15 protein-coding genes and 1 pseudogene are annotated in these 21,489 nt (G+C 60.6%); 5 read left to right on the top strand and 11 right to left on the bottom strand.

Annotated elements, in window-relative coordinates:
- Window positions 1-159 precede the first annotated feature (159 nt).
- The 7 genes and pseudogenes from ACYZT8_RS23430 to ACYZT8_RS23400 form a co-directional block, all read right to left on the bottom strand.
- The gene (locus ACYZT8_RS23430; protein WP_461976322.1) at window positions 160-3,195 is read right to left on the bottom strand and encodes a multidrug efflux RND transporter permease subunit; all 3,036 of its coding nucleotides are present in this window, start codon (window positions 3,193-3,195) and stop codon (window positions 160-162) included.
- A gap of 13 nt (window positions 3,196-3,208) precedes the next feature.
- Window positions 3,209-4,357, bottom strand: a complete 1,149-nt coding sequence (locus ACYZT8_RS23425; RefSeq protein ID WP_461976320.1) for an efflux RND transporter periplasmic adaptor subunit — start codon at window positions 4,355-4,357, stop codon at window positions 3,209-3,211.
- A 248-nt stretch (window positions 4,358-4,605) separates the two neighbouring features.
- On the bottom strand, window positions 4,606-5,703 hold the full coding sequence (locus ACYZT8_RS23420) for a DUF1513 domain-containing protein (RefSeq protein ID WP_461976318.1): 1,098 nt from the start codon (window positions 5,701-5,703) through the stop codon (window positions 4,606-4,608).
- A gap of 14 nt (window positions 5,704-5,717) precedes the next feature.
- Window positions 5,718-6,782, bottom strand: coding sequence for an imelysin family protein (locus ACYZT8_RS23415; protein ID WP_461976316.1), 1,065 nt, complete (start codon window positions 6,780-6,782; stop codon window positions 5,718-5,720).
- Window positions 6,783-6,808: 26 nt separating this feature from the next.
- On the bottom strand, window positions 6,809-8,236 hold the full coding sequence (locus ACYZT8_RS23410) for a di-heme oxidoreductase family protein (RefSeq protein ID WP_461976314.1): 1,428 nt from the start codon (window positions 8,234-8,236) through the stop codon (window positions 6,809-6,811).
- A 267-nt stretch (window positions 8,237-8,503) separates the two neighbouring features.
- Window positions 8,504-9,853, bottom strand: coding sequence for an imelysin family protein (locus ACYZT8_RS23405; RefSeq protein ID WP_461976312.1), 1,350 nt, complete (start codon window positions 9,851-9,853; stop codon window positions 8,504-8,506).
- Between the two features lie 296 nt (window positions 9,854-10,149).
- Window positions 10,150-12,211 (bottom strand): annotated as a pseudogene (locus tag ACYZT8_RS23400) (putative bifunctional diguanylate cyclase/phosphodiesterase); the annotation flags it as partial.
- A 1,117-nt stretch (window positions 12,212-13,328) separates the two neighbouring features.
- On the opposite strand from ACYZT8_RS23400, the gene ACYZT8_RS23395 reads away from it, so the two are divergent.
- Window positions 13,329-13,688, top strand: coding sequence for a DUF6124 family protein (locus tag ACYZT8_RS23395; RefSeq protein ID WP_461976310.1), 360 nt, complete (start codon window positions 13,329-13,331; stop codon window positions 13,686-13,688).
- Between the two features lie 225 nt (window positions 13,689-13,913).
- Here the strand turns inward: ACYZT8_RS23395 and ACYZT8_RS23390 are convergent, their stop codons facing one another.
- From ACYZT8_RS23390 to ACYZT8_RS23380, 3 genes are all read right to left on the bottom strand, one after another.
- Window positions 13,914-14,510 (bottom strand): superoxide dismutase, encoded by a 597-nt coding sequence (locus tag ACYZT8_RS23390; protein ID WP_461955453.1) that lies wholly within the window; start codon window positions 14,508-14,510, stop codon window positions 13,914-13,916.
- 176 nt (window positions 14,511-14,686) lie between these two features.
- Complete coding sequence (locus ACYZT8_RS23385) at window positions 14,687-15,289, bottom strand: LysE/ArgO family amino acid transporter (protein ID WP_109634398.1); 603 nt, start codon at window positions 15,287-15,289, stop codon at window positions 14,687-14,689.
- Between the two features lie 5 nt (window positions 15,290-15,294).
- A complete protein-coding gene (locus tag ACYZT8_RS23380; RefSeq protein WP_461976307.1) occupies window positions 15,295-15,696 on the bottom strand; it encodes an ACT domain-containing protein in 402 nt (133 codons plus the stop codon).
- Between the two features lie 96 nt (window positions 15,697-15,792).
- Between ACYZT8_RS23380 and ACYZT8_RS23375 the strand changes: the two genes are divergently transcribed.
- From ACYZT8_RS23375 to ACYZT8_RS23360, 4 genes are all read left to right on the top strand, one after another.
- Window positions 15,793-16,686 carry a LysR family transcriptional regulator ArgP gene (locus ACYZT8_RS23375; protein WP_461976305.1) on the top strand — a complete coding sequence of 298 codons (894 nt, stop codon included), beginning with the start codon at window positions 15,793-15,795 and terminating at the stop codon, window positions 16,684-16,686.
- Between the two features lie 54 nt (window positions 16,687-16,740).
- Window positions 16,741-17,733 (top strand): NAD-dependent epimerase/dehydratase family protein, encoded by a 993-nt coding sequence (locus ACYZT8_RS23370; RefSeq protein ID WP_461976303.1) that lies wholly within the window; start codon window positions 16,741-16,743, stop codon window positions 17,731-17,733.
- 120 nt (window positions 17,734-17,853) lie between these two features.
- The gene (locus ACYZT8_RS23365; RefSeq protein ID WP_461976301.1) at window positions 17,854-18,729 is read left to right on the top strand and encodes an ATPase; all 876 of its coding nucleotides are present in this window, start codon (window positions 17,854-17,856) and stop codon (window positions 18,727-18,729) included.
- A gap of 251 nt (window positions 18,730-18,980) precedes the next feature.
- Entirely contained in the window at window positions 18,981-19,829 is an 849-nt protein-coding gene (locus tag ACYZT8_RS23360; protein WP_461976300.1) for a cache domain-containing protein, read from the top strand.
- Window positions 19,830-19,958: 129 nt separating this feature from the next.
- On the opposite strand, the gene ACYZT8_RS23355 is transcribed toward ACYZT8_RS23360, so the two are convergent.
- Window positions 19,959-21,476 carry an MDR family MFS transporter gene (locus ACYZT8_RS23355; protein WP_461976298.1) on the bottom strand — a complete coding sequence of 506 codons (1,518 nt, stop codon included), beginning with the start codon at window positions 21,474-21,476 and terminating at the stop codon, window positions 19,959-19,961.
- Window positions 21,477-21,489: the final 13 nt, after the last annotated feature.

Genomic DNA, 21,489 nt, shown 5'->3' with positions numbered 1-21,489 from the left:
CGTTCCCACGCTCCGCGTGGGAATGCCTCAACGGACGCTCCGCGTTCGGCTGTTGATGGGACGCAGAGCGTCCCGGGCTGCATTCCCACGCAGAGCGTGGGAACGATCATTTGTTGAATGTTAAACAGCCATCGCGAGCAGGCTCACTCCCACAGGGGGTTATGGGTTCGCTTTAGAGTCGGGCTTGGCCAGCAGGGTGTAGATGCAGGGCAGCACGAACAATGTGAACAACGTCCCGATCGACATCCCGGTGGCGATCACCATGCCGATATCGAACCGGCTGACCGCCCCCGCGCCCGTGGCGATGATCAACGGCACCATGCCGAACACCATCGCCGCCGTGGTCATCAACACCGGACGCAATCGAATCGCCGCCGCTTCTTCCACAGCCTCGCGCGGGGTCAGGCCTTTCTCTTTGCGTAGCTGGTTGGCGAATTCGACGATCAGGATGCCGTGCTTACTGATCAGCCCGATCAAGGTCACTAGCCCCACCTGGGTATAAATGTTCATGCTCGACCAGCCCAGGAACAACGGAATCAACGCGCCGCAGATCGACAGCGGCACGGTCACGAGGATCACCAGCGGATCACGGAAGCTTTCGAACTGGGCTGCCAGCACCAGGAAAATGATCGCCAACGCCAGGGCGAAGGTCACCCACAGCGCGCTGCCTTCCTGAACGTATTGCCGCGACGCGCCGGCGTAATCCATGGCGAAACCAGCCGGCGCTTCTTCTAGCGTGATCTGGCGCACGGTGTCGATGGCTTCACCCATGCTGACCAGCGGAACCCCCGACAAGATGGCCGAGTTGAGTTGCTGGAACTGGTTCAACTGCCGCGGCCGCGCGCGGTCGGTGACAGTGATCAGGGTCGACAGGGCCAGCAATTCGCCTTGGGTGTTCTTCACGTAATAGTTGTTCAACCAGTCCGGGTTGTCCCGGAAAGCTCGTTCGACCTGAGCGATGACCTTGTAGCTGCGGCCTTCAATGGTGAAACGGTTGATTTCCGCCTGACCCAGCAACGTCGCCAGTGTTCCACCCAGGTCCTGCATGGACACACCCATCTGCGCAGCCTTGGCGCGGTCGATATCCACGACGACCTCGGGTTTATCGAAGGCCAGGTCGACGTCGACGAAGGCGAACTTGCCGGACTCCATCGCCCGTTTTTTCACCCGGTCCATCACTTGCAGCAGCGCTTCGTAATCGTTGGCCGTGTTGATGACGAACTGAAACGGCAACCCTTCGCCGGTGCCGGGCAGGGAGGGCAGGTTGAAGCCGAAGATCTGCAAACCCGAGATGCTCTCCAGTTTGCGCTGGACCTCGGGCAGGATTGCCATCTGCGTGCGATCACGTTCGTTCCACGGTTTGAGCAGGAAACCACCGATCCCCGATTGCACGCCGTTGAATCCATTGATCTGGAACGAGGAGTAGTACTCGGGAAACTCCTTGAAGATCGTGATGAATTCGTCGGTGTAGGTGTTCAGGTAGTCGAGGTTGGCCGGTTGCGGGGCGTTGGCCAGCATGAAAATGATGCCCTGGTCCTCGTCGGGCGCCAGTTCCGACTTGGTGAACTTGAGCAGCACCGGAATCAGGCACAGCACGATCACCGCAAACACCAGCACCACCGGCCGGGTGTTGAGGGTTCCGTGCAGCATGCTTTGGTATCGGCGCTTGAGGCCTTCGAAAATCATGTCCAGACGATGGGCCAGACCGCTCGGGTTTTCATCGTGACGCAGGAGCAGGGCGCACATCATCGGCGACAGGGTCAGTGCGACCACGCCGGAGATCACCACCGCCCCGGCCAGCGTCAGGGCGAACTCCTTGAACAGCGCCCCCGTAAGCCCGGTCAGGAAGCCGATCGGCGCATAGACCGCCGCCAGGGTGATGGTCATCGAGACCACCGGCATGGCGATCTCCCGGGCGCCCTCGAGGGCTGCATCCATCGGCGTCTTGCCTTCCTCGATGTGCCGGTGAATGTTTTCCACCACCACAATGGCGTCGTCCACCACCAGCCCGATGGCCAACACCATCGCCAGCAGGGTCAGCAGGTTGATCGAGTAACCCATCATCTGCATGAAGAACATCACGCCGATCATCGACAGCGGAATGGTCACCACCGGAATCACCACCGACCGCAGTGCCCCGAGAAACAGAAACACCACCACGATCACGATCAGCACGGCTTCGAAGAGGGTTTTCACCACTTCGTCGATCGAGGCCTGGATGAACAGTGTGGCGTCGTAGGCGATTTCACCTTTGAGGTTGGGCGGGAGCTGGGCTTCCAGGTCCGGCATGATCTTGCGTACTTCCTTGATCACGTCCAGCGGGTTGGCGCCCGGTGTGGCCTTGATGCCGATGTACACCGAGGGGGTGCCACCGAAGGAACTGATCGAGTCGTAGTTTTCCGCGCCCATCTCGACCCGCGCGACATCGCTGAGCAGCACGCGACTGTCGCCATCGACCTTGAGTGGAATCGCGGCAAATGCTTCGGCGGATTTGAGCTCGGTGTTGGCGTTGATGCTGGTGACGACATACTCGCCTTTCACTTCACCGGCGGCGGAGAGGAAGTTGTACTGGCGCACCGCGTTAGTCACGTCGCTGGCGCTCAGGCCGAAACCGGCCAGCTTCACCGGGTCCAGCCACAGGCGCATGGCGAACACCTGGTTGCCAAGAATCTCGGCTTCAGCCATGCCCGGCAAGGTCGCCAGTTTTGGCTGGATGACCCGCGAAAGGTAGTCGGTAATCTGCGGGTTGCTCAGCTCCTTGCTGAAGAAACTGATGTACATGAGTGCCGAGGCGTCGGCGGCTTCCTTGCTCAGCACCGGGTCTTCGGCGTCCTGAGGCAGCTGGTTTTTCACCTCGTTGGCCTTGGCCAGCAGCTCGGTGAACAAACGGTCGCTGTTAGCGCCAATGCGCGCGTAGATCGAGATCACCGAAAAGTTCTGGCGACTGACCGAGGTCATGTAGTCGATGCCCTCGGCGCTGGCCAGGCTTTGCTGCATCGGTTGGGTGATGTAGCCCTGAATGGTTTCGGCGTTGGCTCCGGGGTACGCGGTGGTCACCGTGATCAGGGCGTTTTCCATTTGCGGGTATTGGCGCAGCGGCAGCTTGCTCCAGGCCTGAAAGCCCAGCAGTACAATCAACAGGCTGACCACGGTGGCGAGCACCGGGCGGCGGATGAACGGGTCAGTAAAAGCCATGTGGATTCCTTGATCAGTCAACGCGAGGCTGGCTGCTCTTCTCGGCTAGGGTCTTGTCGTCGCTGATGGCAATGTGTGCGCCGTTGTCCAGTTTGATCTGACCGGCCGTGACCACTTTTTCGCCGTTCTGCACGCCTTTGGTAATCATCACCAGCCCGTCGCGGCGCTCGCCGGTTTCGATGAAACGCCGTTCGGCGATCAGGATCGGCTGGCCTTTGTCGTCTTTTTCGAGGCTGCCGTCTTCGGCTTTTTTCTGCGCGACGACGTAGAGCGAGTTGCCGTACAGCGTGTAGGTAATCGCGCTTTCCGGCACGACGATGCGCGGCTGCGGGTCGGGCAGCATCACTTGCAGGCTGGCGAACATGCCCGGCAGCAGTTTGCCGTCCGGGTTGGCCAGGGTCGCGCGGACCTGCACGTTGCGGGTGCTGTTTTCGACTTTCGGGTTGATGGCGCTGATGGTGCCGGGGAAGGTCTGTGTCGGGTAGGCCGAGACAATGATCTGCACCGACTGGCCGACGCCGATCTTCGGCACTGATTGCTCGGGCACGAAGAAGTCGACATAGAGGCTGCTGAGGTCTTGCAGGGTGGCAATCATGGTGCCGCTGGCCACGTAGTCGCCGACGTCCACCTGGCGAATGCCGATGGTGCCGCTGAACGGGGCGAGAATGCGCTTTTTCGCCAGCGAAGCCTTGAGCTGGTTGACCGTGGCCTGATCCTTTTTCATGATCGCCGAGAGTCGGTCGAACTCACCTTTGGAGATCGCCTGGCTACCCACCAGTTGGCTGCCGCGGTTGTAATTCACGGTGGACAGCCCGAGGTCCGCCATTGCGGTTTCCAGCAACGCCTTTTCCACGCCGCTGTCGAGCTGCACGATCGGTTGGCCGGCCTTGACCTTCTGCCCGGACTCGAACTGCACATCCATGACGGTGCCGGCAATCTCCAGGCTCAGGTCGACCCCTTGCAGCGCCTTGAGGGTGCCAACGGAGGGCAGGCGGGCTTGCCACGGACGTTCGGCGGCAGTGGTCGCGGCGACACTGATCGGCGGTTTCGGCGCGGAAAAGCCTTGGATCATCGTGTAGATGGAGAAGGCTTTATAACCGGCCAGGACCAGCACGATCAGCAGAACAACACCCAACATGATCAGCATGCGGCGACGCAGCATATTTCCACTTCCTTGGAGAAAATCAGGTGAGACAGGGGGGCACATTACTCTGAGTCGGAGGGGGATTCCAACTGGCAGATATTACAGGCGAGCGGCACCGCGACCTGTAGCAGCTGGCGCAGCCTGCGTTCGGCGGCGAAGCCGTCGTGAAATCAGGCACTGCGGTGTGTCAGGCAAACCGAGGTGCAAGGATTAACGACGGCTTCGCCGCCGAACGCAGGCTTCGCCAGCTGCTACAAGGACCGTGTTTAGATGAGGTGGAGGTGGTTGTCCCAGAGCCCTGCGGGAAGCTCCAGCGGTTTTGCAACCAGAGTTGTCTGGCGGCAATCGTAGTACCGGCAGCGTCCCTGACCCGAGGTCACGACAAAACCATCCGCCACCGCGCCAACCCCGGCGCAATCGGGAAGTGGTGCATCCAGGCGCACTTCGCCGCTGTCCATGTCCCAGATAAAAAAGCGGTTGCCGCGCGGGGCGGTCAACGCAATCAGGCGCAAGTCACTGTGGACCGCAACGCTGGCGGTGTAATGCCCCATCGCCTGCAACTGATGCTCCGGCACCGGGAACGCCACGAACGGTTGCCCGGGTCGCTTGATTGCTAGCAGCTCCGAAGACTCGTGGGACGGCCCCATGAATTGCTGCCCGGCGACGATGGTGCCGTCGCTGGCGATCCCCAAATGCCGCACGCTGTTCATCTGCTGGGCAAGGGTTTCCTTGCTCAGCAGGGTGCCGTCCCGTTGCATCAACACCAGGCTCGGCTCCATGGCGTTGAGGTTCATCTCGACCCGGCTTTCAGCCTCGGTGCGAATGCCGCCGTTGGCCACCACCAGCGTCTCGCCGTCCGGCATCCACGACACCTGATGCGGGCCGATGCCATGGGTGGAAATCTCGCCGCTGTGCACCAGCCGCTCACCTTCGAACTTATACACACCCAACAGGCCGCGACCCGGATCGGAGGTGTCGTTTTCGGTGGCGTACAGCCAGTCGCCGCTCTTGTGAATAACCGCGTGACCGTAGAAATGCCGGTTCGGCAACGAGACCACGGTTTGCAACAGCGTGCCGTCGCGCAGGTCGATCAGGTAACTCTCGGTGCCTGGGCGTCGGGCGACAAACAGCGCGATCGGCAGCGTCGGGTGGTTGATGATGTCGTGGCAACGCTGGCCGACCTGGGTGACGAACACCCGGGTGCCGTCCAGCCGATAACCGACGGCGTAATGCTTGCCGTCGCCATCGTCCCGTGCCGAAAGCAGCAGCGGGCTTTTGTCCTTTTGCTTGAACAGCGTCCAGCCGCCCAGTGTCACTGCTCCCAGCAGCAAACTACCTAAAGTCAGAGCCTGACGTCGCAGCATGGCACTCGCCCTCATCAGTCACCGTCGTTGGCATTGAAGCCCAGTTGGATGCCCAGCGCCTTGGCCAGTTCGCCTTCGTGCAGGCGATGGACGACGTTGAGGCTGTCGTAGATATCGTTGAGTTGCTGGCGACCGGCATCGTCGTTGAGCATCTCGGTCAGCGGGCGCTGATTGCTTGCGAACAGTTTCAGGGACGCGGCGTAAGCGGCATCGATCTTGTCGGCCAACGGTTTCTGCTCGCTCGGCAACAGTCCGCGCAGGCCTTTGTTGTCGACGCCTTCCCACACGGTTTTGGCGGCGGCAAGGCTCGCTTCCATACTCGTCAGGGACGACTGGCTGCGCCACAGGTCCGCCTGGAATGGTTGCGGCACGCCCTTGGTCTGACGGCCCATCGGCGTGCCGAGTTTTTTCTTCAGACTGTCGAGAGCGGTGACCTGGACACGCAGCAGATCGGCGATGGCCTCGTGGGAGTCGGCGTAGCGCTGGTTGGGGAATTTGCTCATCTGCGCGAGCATGCCGTCAGTGTTGTTCCAGCTCTGCAGAATCTCTTCGGCCAGCAGTTTCTGACGCTCGCCAATCGCCTTCAGCAGTGGGCAGTATTTAGCTTTTTGCGCGTCGTTGGCCACGTCCGGTTTGCTGTCGAACAGAATGTACTCATAGGCCGAGAGGCCTTGCACCACGACGCTGGACTTGGCCAGGGCCGCGGCATCGATCTGCGGCTGCGCGGTGACCAGTTGCTCGACCTGACGGCCGACCAGGTTTTTCTTGTCCGGCCAGAACTGCACCTGCCAGGCGCGGTTGCCTTCAGCCAGCGGCCCGATCAGCAACGGTTGCAGCTCGGCCCAGGCTTTCTGCGCGTGCAGGAAATCGACGCGGGCGGTGTCGAGGTTTTCCTTGCCTTCGCAGTAGGCGAGCGCACTGACGGCCAATTGGCGGTCGGCTTCAACCCAGCGGGTGTACGTCGGCAGGATCACCGATTTGGCGATGGCGGCCGAGGTGACGGCTTGCGGGTCCTGTGGCGAGCAAGCGCCGAGGGCGAGTGCGGCAAGGCTGGTGAACAACAATTTGGGACGGAACATGTCGGGCTCCCGCTATGGAATACGGTTTAAAGGGAATTCAAAAACGCCAGCAACGCAGCGCGCTGCTCGGCATTGAAAGACAAAACCTGTTGCTGGGCCGCTTGCGCTTCGCCGCCATGCCAGAGCACGGCTTCAAGCAGATTGCGCGCGCGACCGTCATGCAAGAACTGGGTGTGGCCACTGACCGCCTGCGTCAGGCCGATGCCCCACAACGGCGGGGTGCGCCAGTCGCTGCCACTGGCCTGGAATTCGCTACGGTTGTCGGCCAGGCCGTCGCCCATGTCGTGCAGCAGCAGATCGCTGTAAGGGCGAATCACTTGATTGGCCAATTCAGGTTCGGCAGCGTTGGCGGCGGTGGTGTATTTCGGCGTGTGACAGGACTGGCAGCCGGCCTGGAAAAACAGGTTCTTGCCGGCCAGCACTTCAGGCGCGTTGACGTCGCGACGGGCCGGTACGGCGAGGTTGCGGCTGTAGAACAGCACCAGGCGCAGGATGTTATCGCTGACTTCCGGCTCGCCATTCGGGCCGTTGCCGTTGGGGGCCTGCTTGCACGCGGTTTGTGCCTCAGTGCAGTCATCGAACGGCCTCAGGCTGGTGGTCAGGCCCATGTCGCCGGAGAACGCGTGAACGTTCTGCTGATTGAGGTTCGGTTGCCCGGCTTTCCAGCCGAAGCGTCCAAGGACAGTCTTCTGCTGCACGTCGTCCCAGACCCGGTTCGGACGTCCGGCGATGCCGTTTTTGTCCTTGGCCTGAGCCTCGGCGTTGGCCAGGATCGCCTCGTCGGGGATGGCTTCGAGCAAACCCAGACCAATCATCGGCGGGGCAACACGCGCCGAGAAACGGGTGTCGGGGTGCATCGGGCCGTAACCCAGCTGGGTAATATTCAGGCTTGGCTTGCGCAGCTCGATTTCGGTGCCGTCCTTGAAACGGACCGGAACGGGCGTGTAATCGACACGCACTTTGCCTTCCGGGGTCACGCCGGGCACGGCCATGTCCTGGAACTGGCCGCCGTAGACTGGCTCGGGGACCACGCCGATTTGCTCAATGACTTTGGCATAGGCAGGCGCGTCCGGGATCGACAGGCGCACCAGCATCGATACTGCGTTCGCCGCATCGGGCGTCGGCGGATGACCGCGACCGTCCTTGATGTGGCAGCCCTGACAGGCGTTGGTGTTGAACAGCGGACCGAGGCCGTCCCGGGCGGTGGTGGTCGAGGGGGCGATTACCCAGGGGTTGCGGAAGAAGCTGTTGCCGACGCTGAAATCCACGCGCCGTGATGGCGACAGGTTAGCGGAGGGCAGTGAGAAGGAATTCTGATCGGTCTTGCGCACGGTCGCTGCGCCACCGGACCGGGCTTCACCGGGTTCGGCCTTGGTAAAACGCGGGGCGTCATCGCAGGCACTCAGGCCCAGGGCCAGAAACAGTGCGGACAAGCGAAGAAGCAGCGAGGGCATCAGACATCCTGCAAGACGAGCAAAACAAGGGCGCAAAGTCTAACAGGGCAGGGGGGATTGAATAAGAGGAATTATCGTTTGGTTGATGTGCATCAGCTGATCGTTCCCACGCTCTGCGTGGGAATGCAGCCCGTGACGCTCTGCGTCACATCAACAGCCGAACGCGGAGCGTCCGTTGAGGCATTCCCACGCAGAGCGTGGGAACGATCGGCGCGGGGTATGAAAAAGGCGACCCGAAGGTCGCCTTTTTTACTCAGCCAGCGTTGATCAGAACTCGTGATCAGCGTTGTCCGGGTTCAGGTCGCTGATGCCCAGTTTGCCAGCGGCGGCTTCGATCGAGCCGGTCTGCTTGACCAGGGATGCGATAGCGTCACGGACGATCTGGTTGCCAGCGGTGTTGCCGGCGGCGATCAACTGGTCGTAGTGCTCACCTTTGTTGGCGCGATCGACGATGACCTGCATCTTGGCTTCAGTGGCGGCCAGATCGGCTTTCAGTGCGGTGTCGGCAGCCGGGTCGGCTTTGGCCACCAGGGACGACAGGCTGGCGCCGGTCATTTTGGTGCCGTCGACACGGGTGTATTCACCCAGGTAGACGTTACGCACACCCTTGGCATCGTAGAACTGCGAGTTATGGGTGTTGTCGCTGAAGCAATCGTGTTCGTCTTCAGGGGAGTTGGCTTCCAGGGAAACCTTCATGCGCTCGCCCGCCAGTTCGCCCAGGGACAGGCTGCCCATGCCGAACAGCATTTTGCGCAGGCCGGTATCAACCGGTTCGGCTTCCAGGGTGGCGCGGTAGTTGTCGGCCACGTTCGGCTTCCAGTTACCGACCATTTCTTCCAGGTCGCTGACCAGCAGCTGGGTCACGGATTTCAGGTAAGCGCGGCGACGATCGTTGTGACCGCCAGTGGCGCCTTTGCCTTCCAGGTAGTCGGAGGCTGGACGTTTGCCGGCGCCAGGGCCGGTGCCGTTCAGGTCCTGGCCCCAGAGCAGGAATTCGATGGCGTGGTAGCCGGTGGCGACGTTGGCCTCGGAACCGCCCAGCTCGTTCAGGCTGGCGAGTTTTTCCGGGGTGATGTCTTTGACGTCGATCTTGTCTTCGCCGACCTGAACCTGGACGTTGGCGATGATGTTGGCCGTGGCGCCCGGGTTACCCAGTGCGTGCTCGTAGGATTTGTCGACATAGTCGATCAGGCCTTCGTCCAGTGGCCAGGCGTTCACCTGACCTTCCCAGTCGTCGATGATGGTGTTGCCGAAACGGAACACTTCGCTCTGCAGGTAAGGAACGCGGGCAGCAACCCAGGCAGCCTTGGCGGCTTTCAGGGTGTCGGCGTTCGGCTTGGCGAGGAAGGCGTCGACGGCGGTTTGCAGGGTCTTCGCGGTGGATTCGGCATCGCTGTAAACGGCGAAGACGATGTCGGCGTAATGCGCGACAACGGCTTTGGCGGCGGCTTCGTCGACTTTGCTGGTAGCGGCAGGTGCGGTGGCTGGAGCCGGCGCGGTCGTGCTGGCGGCCGGCGTAGGCGCTGGAGCTGCAGCTTTGTCTTTGCCTTCGCCACAACCGGCGAGGGAAATAGCGATGGCCAACAGACTGGCGGTAGCCAGAGGCATACGAATCATGGCGAACATCCTGCTTCGAGAGGGGGTGGTATGGCGCAGCGAGTGCGCAAAACTGCGACATAATGCAAATCTTTCGCATTATGTGTAAAGGGTTGTAGCTGGAAATATTTCTTATTCACACGATGGCTGGCTGGCACAGCCTTGTGGCGAGGGAGCTTGCTCCCGCTCGGCTGCGCAGCAGTCGCATCAGATTGACTGGGTTTTCTGTCAGAACCGTGGGTGCAGGGTTTGGGGCGGCTTCGCCACCCAACGGGAGCAAGCTCCCTCGCCACAAGAGCTGCGCCAGCGCTACAAAGGGGGCGTTTTTTAGAGGATCGCCGCGTTAGTGCGCTGTGCCTGTTTCAGGTAGGCACTCAATTCCCGCGCCGGCAGCGGTTTGCTGTAGTGGTAACCCTGACCTTCGTGGCAGCCTTCGGAGATGATGTAGGCCTCTTGCTCGGCGGTTTCCACGCCTTCGGCAATCACCTGCATGCCCAGGCTCTTGCCCAACTGGATGATCGCCCGAACGATGGTGGCATCGTCGTCGTCATCGAGCAGATCCTGCACGAAGCTCTTGTCGATCTTGATCTTGTCCAGCGGCAGGCTTTTCAGATAGCTCAAGGACGAATAACCGGTGCCGAAATCGTCGATCGCAATCAATGCGCCGGAGCGACGCAGGCTCAACAGATGCTGGGCGGCGGTGCTGATGTCTTCCATCAGGCCGGTTTCGGTGACTTCCAGCTCCAGGCTGCGAGGAGGAAGGCGGTACATCTGCAGCAGGTTGTTGACCACCCGCGGCAGCTCGGCGTGGTGCAGTTGCACCGTGGACAGGTTCACCGCCATGCGCAGGTCGATGAACCCCTGGTCATGCCATTCGCGCAGTTGTTTGCAGGCCTGATCCAGCACCCATTCGCCGATGGCGATGATGGTGCCGTTCTGCTCGGCCAACGGGATGAACAGGTCGGGCGGCACCAGGCCATGCTCGGGATGCTGCCAGCGAATCAGCGCCTCGACGCCCACCACCCGGTGATCGCGGTAGCTGATCTGCGGTTGGTAGACGAGGTAGAACTGGTCCCGGCGCAGGGCGTCGCGCAGGTCTTTTTCCAGCTCGCGGCGGCGGCGCATTTCGGTGTCGACGCTGGCGATGTAGAACTGATAACGGTTGCGCGAGCGGGTTTTCGCCAGCGTCATGGTCTGCTCGGCTTTTTGCAGCAGTTTCTCGGTGCTGTCGCCGTCCTCGGGAAACAGGGTGATGCCGATGGTCGCGCGCAGGCGGATTTCCTGATGGTCGAGGGCAAACGCCGCTTCCAGATCATCGAGAATGCTTTGCGCCAGTTCAGCGGCTTCATAAGGTTGTTCGATATCGGCCTGGACCAGGGCGAATTGGTCGCCACCGAGACGGGCGAGGGCGCCGAGGCGACCACTGTGAGCGCGCAGTCGGTCGGCCAGGGCCAGCAGCAGCTGGTCGCCGGTCTGATAGCTGAACTGTTCGTTGATCCCTTTGAAGTCGTCCAGGCCCACCACCAGCACCGCAACCCGACGTTGCAATTTGCCAGCGTCGACCAGGATCTTGTCCAGTTGCTGCTGCAATTGCTGACGGTTCGGCAGTCCGGTGAGGAAGTCGTACTGGGCCATGCGCAGCAGGCTGTTTTCCGCTTCGTGGCGCAGGTGGGTGTTGCGTTCGATGGATTCGAGCAACTGGTTGGCGGTGTTGATCCAGATACCCAGTTCGTTCTTTTCGTGGCCTTTGAGCTGCGGAATCTTGTGTGCGCTGGGGCGGTCCGGATTGATTTCGGTCAGGTGTTCGATGATTCGCGACAGCGGTTTGGTCAGCAGCCAGTGGTAGACCAGGTACAGCACCAGGCCCATGGCCAGGGCGCGTAACACGCCTGAGATGAAGATGATCACCGAGCTGACGATGAAACCCTGCCCGTAGGTGGCGGTGTCGAGGGTGATGCTCAGGTCGCCGTAATACTCGCTGTAGGGGCCGCGCCCTACCAGTTGGGTGGTGAAGGTGCGCTCTTTGCCGAGGATCAGGTCGGTCAGCCAGCGGCTGTTTGAATGCTGCAACTCTCGGGATTTTTGCGCGAGCATGGCTTCGTTGGGATGGCCGATGGAGGCCTGGCGCACGGCGTCGTCCTGGAACAGGCCTTCGATGACCTGCATGCCCATTTCCCGGTCCAGGCTGTAGACGGCCTGAGTGGAGGGGTCGCGGAACATGTCGAGGATGCGTTCGGCATCGTTGGCCACGGCCTGGCGTGTTTTATAGGCATCGAAAACGATCTGCGCGCAGCTCAAGACTACGCCGACGATCAATGCCGACAGGAGCACGACCCGGAGCAACTTCACCGACAAGCTGTTCTTGAGTTCCAGCTTCAAAGGGGGATTCCTTGTTCCGTGCGGGTAGCATCAAGTTGCCATGAGTATTGGCAATCCCGTGTTGGCAGTCAAAGGGACAATCAATCTCAGGGTTTTTTGCCGGTAGCTTGGCAGAAATGCTGTTGTTTTGAGTATTTGGCCTATTAGTACTGTGTCGGTTGTTGGGTCCTTCAACTTGAGCGGGATTGGGACTATTTTTCCGTTTGTTGATGGTAGCCTGCTGTGGCGTGGGGGCAAGGGGCTGAACGCTGGTTTCATTGTCGGAGATTGGCTTGGTTGCTTGGCGGCCTTATAGCCGACCATGTTCTTGTGGGTTGTGTACATATCCATTGCTGCGGTAACGGCCACTTATGGTTTCGCCCTTACGGCGACTCCCTTTGGCAAACGCCCCAAAGGAAGCAAAGGTCTTCGCCCCAACGTCCGGCCCCTCGCCTAGGCTCGGCGTTCCTTCGCTCCGGTATCCATCCGGGGACACTGCCCTCCGGTCTGCTTCGCGACGACCTACATGCAGCGTGTTCGACTGCGTCGAACGGCGCTGCGCGCCACTCCCCGGATGAACACCTCCACTCAGCCTCCCGACGGGGCGGGCAGATCAAAATCAAAAGCAGGCGAGCTAACGCTCGGCCTATTGAGTGGTGAAGAGCGAAGTGTGTGCGCAGATCCATTGTGGGAGCTGGCCTGCCCGCGATGGCGGCCTGACAGCCGACCATTCTCTTTCCTGCATTCCCCGATTGATCGTTCCCTACGCTCTGCGTGGGAATGCAGCCCGGGACGCTCCGCGTTCCATTTTTGTGTGTTGAAAGATGTGTAAGAAACACAGCGATTTCCCACGCATTTTTCAGGTTGCCGGGTAGGAAGCAGTCTCTCTAACCTCTGGGTGTCGCTGAAAACTCAGCGACCGGGTGTGAGAGCCCGGCAACTTATGGTCATCCAGTGTCTGTACACGCATAATCGCCGCCAGCTTACTCGCTGCCAGTAATTGCGTTATGGCGGCTGTGTGCGGGCGGACTTCGGTCCGGCCGGGTGTCCATAACCGGTCTTCTCACCTCGCACATAGCTGCCACCTCTTCGCCGTGTGAGAAGCGGCAAGTGGAGGCTCCAACGCTGGAGAAATTCAATGGACAAATTAATTCCCGATCCACCGTTCAATATCACCCCCCCCACCCCCGAAGCCGAAGCGCTCATCAAAGACCGCGAAGCCATAAAACGCGCCCTCGATTACTACCTCGACCCGCCAGACCAATACACGGAAAAACCCCGTCGCCCCAGCACGATGTTCATGATCGCCCCCGACATGGACACCGAAAGTCTCCTGGCCCAAGCCTGTGAGTCCCTGGCCTCGGCCAGCGTCATGGCCAGTGATTTCGCCGCGAATCTGATCGGCCCGCAGCGCCACACGGTGCTGGCGATTCAGCAGGTCATCATGCTGGCGGAGTTGGCGGTGAACCGGGCCTTGGATAACGTCGATCCGGCGTAGCGTTTCAAGGACCGCGTAATCGTTCATCGCGAGCAGGCTCAATCGCACAGAGGGCGTTGTCGTTCGCGAATTCTGCGTACGACGCAAATTAACTGTAGAAGCGAGCCTGCTCGCGAGGCGGCCGGACAGCCGACCCATTTTTCAAGGCCGCTCAGGGCTCTCTGACTTTTCTCCAGCCCATAAAAAACCCGGCATAAAAGCCGGGTTTTTTGTCTGGCGTCGATCTTAAGCCTTGAAGGTTTTGCCTTCAAATTGCTCAGCCACGAATTTCCAGTTGACCAGGTTCCAGAACGCTTCGACGTATTTCGGACGAACGTTGCGGTAGTCGATGTAGTAAGCGTGTTCCCAGACGTCGCAGGTCAGCAGCGGGGTGTCGCCGTTGGTCAGCGGGTTGCCGGCGCCGATGGTGCTGGCCAGGGCCAGGGAACCGTCAGCCTTTTTCACCAGCCAGCCCCAACCGGAACCGAAGGTGCCGATGGAGGTTTTGCTGAATTCTTCTTTGAACTTGTCGAACGAACCGAAGGAAGCGTTGATGGCTTCAGCCAGCGCGCCGGTTGGTTGACCGCCGGCGTTTGGCGCCAGGCAGTTCCAGTAGAAAGTGTGGTTCCAGACCTGAGCGGCGTTGTTGAAGATACCGCCCGAGGAAGATTTGACGATTTCTTCCAGGGTCTTGCCTTCGAACTCGGTGCCTGGCACCAGGTTGTTCAGGTTCACGACGTAGGTGTTGTGGTGCTTGTCGTGGTGGTATTCCAGAGTTTCCTTGGAAATGTGCGGCTGCAGGGCATCGTGTGCGTAAGGCAGCGGCGGCAATTCGAAAGCCATGATGATTCTCCTAATCAGGTCAGTTGCGGTGAGCGCAAGGCCGATCACGGGCGGCCAGACAAGCGCCGGGGAGTTTGTACTCTTTGCGGCGCATCGGATCGGATCATAGCACCGGGGGTGCGGCATAACCACGCAACAACTGTGTGGAATAGAGGTTCCAGAGCCTTTTGGAATAATCAGGGCGCGACGATTAATTGAAACGCCACTGCAAACATCATCACCGCCACCAACAGATCGAGAATCCGCCAGGTGCTCGGCCGGGCCAACCATGGCGCCAACCATGCTGCGCCCAGTGCCAGGGTGAAAAACCACAACAACGACGCGCTCGCGGCCCCCACCACATAAGCACCGGGCTCGGTTTGTTGCGCGCCGAGAGAGCCGATCAACAACACCGTATCCAGATAAACGTGCGGGTTGAGAAGGGTCACGGCCAAGGCGCTGAGCATCACTGCGCGCAGTGAGCGCACGGTCTGGTTTTCACCTTGTTGCAGGCTTTGTTTCGAGCACGCCCGACGCAGCGCCTGACTGCCATACCAAATCAGAAATACAGCCCCACCCCAGCGGGCGACCGCCAAAAGGGTCGGGTTTTGCGCCAGCACCGTCGCCAGTCCGAACACTCCAGCGGCGACCAATAAGGCATCGCAAGTCACGCACAGTGCTGCCACCGGCAGGTGATGTTCACGTCGCAGGCTTTGCGCCAGCACAAACGCATTCTGCGTGCCGATCGCCATGATCAGCCCAGCGGCCACCAGCAGGCCGTTCACATAGCTTTGCCACATAAGGTTTACTCCGCGTTGGCCGCCAGATCCCGCAGTACTTGCAGGGCGCGTTGGGCATCGGTTTGACCGACGAATAAATGGTCGTGGTAGTAACCGGCAATCACGTTGCAACTGATGCCGGCCTGGCCCAGTGCCGTGGCGAAGGCGGCGGTCAGGCCGACGGCTTCGAGGGCCGAATGCACGTTCAAGGTGATCCAGGCCGCGACGTAGTCGAAGCTGAAACCGGCCTGTTCGGCGTGGGAACGTTCCAGGATCACTGTCAGGCCTTCCTGCTCGCGAAAGCTGCCGACGATCTCGAGACCGGCGGGCAACTGGCCGTCGCGCAGCGTGCAGAACACGTATTCGCCGTCGTTGAGCTGCGGGCTCATGCTGCGCAGCAGCGTTGCCAATGAAGTTTCGCCAGCCATGTCGGTGATCCTTGTTCAAGAGTTCTTGCTGGCCATTCTCCGGTGCAACGCGGTATAAGAAAAACCAATCATGCTGATCGCTCATTAGGAAAACTGATGTTCGACTATAAATTGCTTTCTGCCTTGGCCGCAGTGGTCGAGCAGGCCGGATTTGAACGCGCCGCGCAGGTGCTGGGTTTGTCGCAATCGGCGATCTCCCAGCGCATCAAACTGCTGGAAGCGCGGGTCGGCCAGCCGGTGTTGGTGCGGGTCACACCGCCGGCGCCCACCGAGATTGGGCGGCGCTTACTCAACCATGTCCAGCAGGTGCGTTTGCTTGAGCGCGATCTACAGACGCTGGTCCCGGCGCTGGATGAAGAAGGCCAGCCGGAGCGTCTGCGCATCGCCCTGAATGCCGACAGCCTTGCCACGTGGTGGGCCGCAGCCGTCAGTGATTTCTGCGCCGAGCAACACCTGCTGCTGGATCTGGTCGTCGAAGACCAGACGGTCGGCCTTAAACGCATGCGCGCTGGCGAAGTGGCCGCGTGCATCTGCGCCAGCGAGCGTCCGGTGGCTGGCGCGCGCAGCGTGTTATTGGGCGCCATGCGTTATCGAGCGCTGGCAAGTCCAGCATTTATCGCCCGACATTTTCCTGAAGGCGTGCGGGCTGATCTGCTGGCCAAAACCCCGGCGCTGGTGTTTGGCCCGGACGATTTCCTACAGCATCGCTACCTCGCGTCCCTCGGTGTCGATGGCGGTTTCGAGCACCATTTATGCCCATCGTCTGAAGGCTTCATTCGCTTGACCGAGGCCGGACTGGGCTGGGGCCTGGTGCCGGAATTGCAGGTGCGCGAGCAACTGGAACGCGGTGTTTTGCTGGAGCTTTTGCCAGATAAGCCCATCGATGTGCCGCTGTACTGGCATCATTGGCGCAACGGCGGTCAGCTTCTGGGGTTGTTGACCGATCAATTGGTGCGCTCGTCGAAACAATGGCTGGTGCCGTTGGACTGACGGGCAGCGTCAAGACTCACGCATTACGCAAAACGAAACACATCGGAGCTCTACATGAAAATTCTGGTCACCGGCGCAAGCGGCTTCATTGGCGGACGCTTTGCGCGTTTCGCCCTGGAGCAAGGCCTGGACGTGCGGGTCAACGGTCGCCGGGCCGAAAGCGTCGAACACCTGGTGCGCCGTGGCGCCGATTTTATCCCGGGCGACTTGAGCGACCCGGAACTGGCGCGCGAGCTGTGTTCCGATGTCGAAGCCGTGGTGCATTGCGCCGGCGCGGTCGGGTTATGGGGGCGTTATCAGGACTTTCATCAAGGCAACGTGCAAGTCACCGAAAACGTGGTCGAGGCCTGCCTGAAGCAGCGGGTTAGGCGTCTGGTGCATTTGTCGTCGCCGTCGATCTACTTCGATGGCCGTGATCATCTGGGGCTGACCGAAGAACAGGTGCCTAAACGTTTCAAGCATCCCTACGCCGCCACTAAGTTCCTCGCCGAGCAAAAAGTCTTTGGCGCACAGGAATTCGGTCTCGAAACCCTGGCCCTGCGCCCGCGTTTCGTGACCGGGGCGGGTGACATGAGCATCTTCCCGCGCCTGCTGAAGATGCAGCGCAAGGGACGCCTGGCGATCATCGGCAACGGCCTGAACAAGGTCGATTTCACCAGCATGCAAAACCTCAATGAAGCGTTACTGAGCAGCTTGCTGGCCAGCGGTTCGGCACTGGGCAAGGCCTACAACATCAGTAACGGTACACCGGTGCCGTTGTGGGACGTGGTCAATTACGTCATGCGCAAGATGGAAGTCCCACAAGTGACGCGCTACCGTTCCTACGGTCTGGCCTACAGCGTTGCCGCGCTCAACGAAGGGGTGTGCAAGTTGTGGCCGGGGCGTCCCGAGCCGACGCTGTCGCGACTGGGCATGCAGGTCATGAACAAAAATTTCACCCTGGACATCAGCCGCGCCCGGCATTATCTGGATTACGATCCGAAAGTCAGTCTCTGGACGGCCCTTGATGAATTCTGTGGCTGGTGGAAGGCCCAGGACATTCGCTGACTTTCGAGTCACCCATCCGCCAGCACTGAACCGAGTTTAGCGTTGAGGGTCAATCGGTGCGGCAGTGGGGTTTATACTCGCCGCATATAGCGATCACCGCGTTCCACAAAGGTTGACTCAATGTCCATGCGTAACGATGCCAACGACGATTTCGATTTACCGAGCCTGCGCGCAGACGTCCCCGATGACGATGATTTTCCGACCTCTACTCGCACCTCCGTGCATTCGCGGACGGCGCCGGTGGTCAAAGTCAAAAGTGCCAGCACCGGCCCTCTGTGGGCCTTGGTCGGCGCCTTGTTCTTTGCCTTCGCCGGCCTTGCCTGGTGGAGCTTTCAGCAGATTTCGCTGATGGAACAGCAACTCGTGGCCACCCAGGAAAGTTTCGCGCGCATCAGTGAGGATGCGGCGGGGCGCTTGCAGGACATTTCCGGCAAGGTGGTCGCCAGCCAGACCAACGTCACCAGCGACAGCGAAGCCTTGAAGCTGCAAATCAAGCAGTTGGAAACCCAACTGCAGGATCAGGGCAAGCAGCAGCAGGGTGTTGTCGGTCAGACCACCGATCTGGACAAGCGTCTGGCACAGATGACCGCGCAAACCACCGATCTGGACAAGCGTCTGGCGCAGATCACCGCCCAGAGCACCGAACACCAGACCGCCAACACGCAATTGCAGGCTCAGGTCAAAGCCTTGAGCACCGAGCTGGCCGCGCTGAAAAGCGCCCCGGACGACAGCAGCAAATTCGACGCCCAGCTCAAAAGCCTCGGCGCCGACATCGTCGCGCTGAAGAAACAAGGCAACCCGAGCGCCGCCATCGAGCGTCTGGAACAAGACATGATTGTTCTCAAAAGCGAGCAGGACAACCGTCCGGCGCCTGCGCAAGGCGCCACCAATATTGCGGAGTTCGACGCTTTCCGCGGGCAAACCACCCGCAACATCAACACCCTTCAGGCGCAGATCCAGAATTTGCAGCAACAACTGCGCGCCCGGGCGCAATAGCCCGTTCGCTGCACACCTGTGGCGAGGGAGCTTGCTCCCGCTCGGCTGCGAAGCAGTCGTCAACGAGGCACCACCGATCTAACTGAATATCGGCGGTGAATGGTTTTGGGGCCGCTTCGCGCCCCAGCGGGAGCAAGCTCCCTCGCCACACAACCCCCGTCTGCCGCAATGGCCTGCGCTTTCCTGAATATTCGTACATATCCCCAACCCGTCTACGCTCTTGAAACACCGAAAAGAACGAGGGATGCATTATGGGGGGGCTGCACAAGTTAGCCGTGCTCGGCGGGATGCTTTTGCTGTGCCTGGGGCCGGTTCAAGCCGCCACGGTGGAAAAGGATGACAGTCAGGCCGCCAAAGCCTTGCTGGAAAAAGCTTTAGCCTATTACCACGACAACGGCGACAAGGCCTTCGCGGCGTTCAGCCGCCAAGGCGAGTTTGTCGACAAGGATCGTTACGTCTTCGTGGTCGATACCAAGGGTGTGATGCTCGCCAGCGGGGGACCATCTTCGGCGTTGATCGGGCGTGATGTGTCTGAAACCCTCGGGCCGGATTTGCAGAAAGCCTTCAAGGACGCCTTGAACGTGCCCGAGGGCAATGGCATTCAGCAGGCCGAATATCGCTGGCAGAACTGGTCCGACGGCAAGGTCGAGCGCAAGCATGTGTTCTACCAGCGCGTAGGCCAGCGGATTATCGCCGTGGGTTATTACCTGCCACGGGCGTCGGCGGAACAGGCGATGGCCTTGCTGAACAAAGCGTCGACCGATCTGGACAAGGACGAGAAGGGCACGCTGACCGCGATCAACTCCCTGAAGGGCGGTTACTTGCAGGATGACCTGTACGTATTCGTGGTCGACCTGAACACCCAACGTTACGTGGCTCACGGCACCAACCTGCGGCTGATCAACACCGACTTCGGCAAGATCAAGGACCCGGAAGGCAAACCGGTGGGCGAGCCGATCCTGGCACTGATTGCCAAACAGGATGACGGCGAATACGCATACCGCTGGAAAAACCCGGTGACCGGCAAGGTTGAGGACAAGCATGCCTACCTGAAAAAGGTTGGGCATTTTCTGGTGGCGGTCGGGTATTACAGCCCTTGAGTTTTTGGTGATCGTTCCCACGCTCCGCGTGGGAATGCCTCAACGGACGCTCTGCGTTCGGCTCTTTGGGACGCAGAGCGTCCCGGGCTGCATTCCCACGCGGAGCGTGGGAACGATCAGTCGGAGGAATCAGCGGACTTTATCCTCCCTGCCCCGCAACACCATATTCGGCATCGCCACCGCCGCCGCCAACCCCAGCAGCGACACCGCCGCACTGACCATCAACAAATGCCGAAAGGTCAGCAGCAACTCGGCGCGCAAGGCGTTCTGCGCATCTCCCGGCGCAGCATTCAACCCATCCAGCAGAACATTCCCCGAACTGCCCTCGGCAATCATCGACGAACCGGCCAGGTGGGCGAAGCTCGAATCCTGCAGCAACGCCAGCAGCAGCGCCGACATCAACGCCACACCCACCGCGCCGCCCAGCGAGCGGAACAGGTTGGTGGTGCTGGTGGCGACGCCGATATCTCGTTGTTCCACCGAGTTCTGCGTCCCGACCAGGGATGTCGGGAACTGCATGCCGCTGGCGATCCCGCTGAGCAACATAAACAGACTGCTGAGCACGAAAGCCTGGGGCGGACTGAACGCCATGCCGAGAATCGAGATCGGCATGAGGAGGGCGCCGGCCAGGATCATCGGTTTATAGCGCCCGGTCACTGACGTGCGGCGTCCGGCGAAATAAGCCCCGATCGGCAAGCCCATGGCCAGCGGCAACAGGTGCAGCGCGGCGCTGTCGGCCCCGGCACCGGTGACGCTCTGGAAGCGCAGCGGCATCAGCACGATCAGCGAGATGGCCTGGAAACTGGTGAAGAAAATCGTGCACCAGCACAGGATCGCGTTGCGGTTGGCGAACAGGTGCATCGGCAGCAACGGCTCCCGCGCCCGGCGTTCATGCCAGACGAACAGCGCCAGCACCAACACCGCACACCCGAGCAGGCCCAGCACTTCGGCGCTGCGCCACGAGTGGCCCTGACCGACTTGGGTGATGCCCAGCAGCAAAGCGGTCAAACCGATGATCATCAGCAAGGTGCCGAGGTAATCGATGATCGGTTTGCGTTGCGGCACGGGCAACCCCACCAGCGTGCGATTGGCCACCAGCCAGGCGCCCAGCCCCAGCGGCAGATTGATCAGAAACACCCAGCGCCAGGACAGGTATTCAGTCATGTAGCCGCCGAGCACCGGACCAGCGACACTGGCCACGGCGTACATGCTGCTGAAATAACCCTGGTAGCGACCGCGCTCCCGGGGCGGGACGATGTCGCCGATGATCGCCTGGCTGACAGAAATCATCCCGCCCGCACCGATGCCTTGAATGATCCGCGCCAGCACCAATTGCTCCATGCTCTGGGCCATGCCGCAGAACAACGAGGCGAGGGTGAACAGCCCCATGCCGAACAGCATCAACTTGCGCCGGCCGTACAGATCGCCGAGCTTGCCGTAGATCGGCACCGCCACGGTCATCGCCACCATGTAGCCGGAAATCACCCAGGCCAGCAGGCTGACGTCCTTGAATTGCGCGGAGATGGCCGGCATTGAGACGGCGACGATGGTTTGGTCCAGTGCACCGAGAAAAATCGCCAGCATCAGGGCGATCAACACGCTGCGAATGGCCGGTTTAGGCGTTTCAGGCTGGTTGAGATTGGTCACGGGTAAAAACCTG

This window comes from Pseudomonas sp. LB3P93 (genome assembly GCF_054898025.1).
This window is presented reverse-complemented; position numbering and strand designations above follow the sequence as displayed.

What these genes read in the sequence shown, in the direction of transcription:
- ACYZT8_RS23405 (WP_461976312.1), bottom strand. Translation starts at nt 9,853, where the DNA reads ATGATTCGTATGCCTCTGGCTACCGCCAGTCTGTTGGCCATCGCTATT.
- ACYZT8_RS23380 (WP_461976307.1), bottom strand. Translation starts at nt 15,696, where the DNA reads ATGGCTGGCGAAACTTCATTGGCAACGCTGCTGCGCAGCATGAGCCCG.
- ACYZT8_RS23395 (WP_461976310.1), top strand. Translation starts at nt 13,329, where the DNA reads ATGGACAAATTAATTCCCGATCCACCGTTCAATATCACCCCCCCCACC.
- ACYZT8_RS23390 (WP_461955453.1), bottom strand. Translation starts at nt 14,510, where the DNA reads ATGGCTTTCGAATTGCCGCCGCTGCCTTACGCACACGATGCCCTGCAG.
- ACYZT8_RS23410 (WP_461976314.1), bottom strand. Translation starts at nt 8,236, where the DNA reads ATGCCCTCGCTGCTTCTTCGCTTGTCCGCACTGTTTCTGGCCCTGGGC.
- ACYZT8_RS23420 (WP_461976318.1), bottom strand. Translation starts at nt 5,703, where the DNA reads ATGCTGCGACGTCAGGCTCTGACTTTAGGTAGTTTGCTGCTGGGAGCA.
- ACYZT8_RS23415 (WP_461976316.1), bottom strand. Translation starts at nt 6,782, where the DNA reads ATGTTCCGTCCCAAATTGTTGTTCACCAGCCTTGCCGCACTCGCCCTC.
- ACYZT8_RS23430 (WP_461976322.1), bottom strand. Translation starts at nt 3,195, where the DNA reads ATGGCTTTTACTGACCCGTTCATCCGCCGCCCGGTGCTCGCCACCGTG.
- ACYZT8_RS23385 (WP_109634398.1), bottom strand. Translation starts at nt 15,289, where the DNA reads ATGTGGCAAAGCTATGTGAACGGCCTGCTGGTGGCCGCTGGGCTGATC.
- ACYZT8_RS23375 (WP_461976305.1), top strand. Translation starts at nt 15,793, where the DNA reads ATGTTCGACTATAAATTGCTTTCTGCCTTGGCCGCAGTGGTCGAGCAG.
- ACYZT8_RS23365 (WP_461976301.1), top strand. Translation starts at nt 17,854, where the DNA reads ATGTCCATGCGTAACGATGCCAACGACGATTTCGATTTACCGAGCCTG.
- ACYZT8_RS23360 (WP_461976300.1), top strand. Translation starts at nt 18,981, where the DNA reads ATGGGGGGGCTGCACAAGTTAGCCGTGCTCGGCGGGATGCTTTTGCTG.
- ACYZT8_RS23425 (WP_461976320.1), bottom strand. Translation starts at nt 4,357, where the DNA reads ATGCTGCGTCGCCGCATGCTGATCATGTTGGGTGTTGTTCTGCTGATC.
- ACYZT8_RS23370 (WP_461976303.1), top strand. Translation starts at nt 16,741, where the DNA reads ATGAAAATTCTGGTCACCGGCGCAAGCGGCTTCATTGGCGGACGCTTT.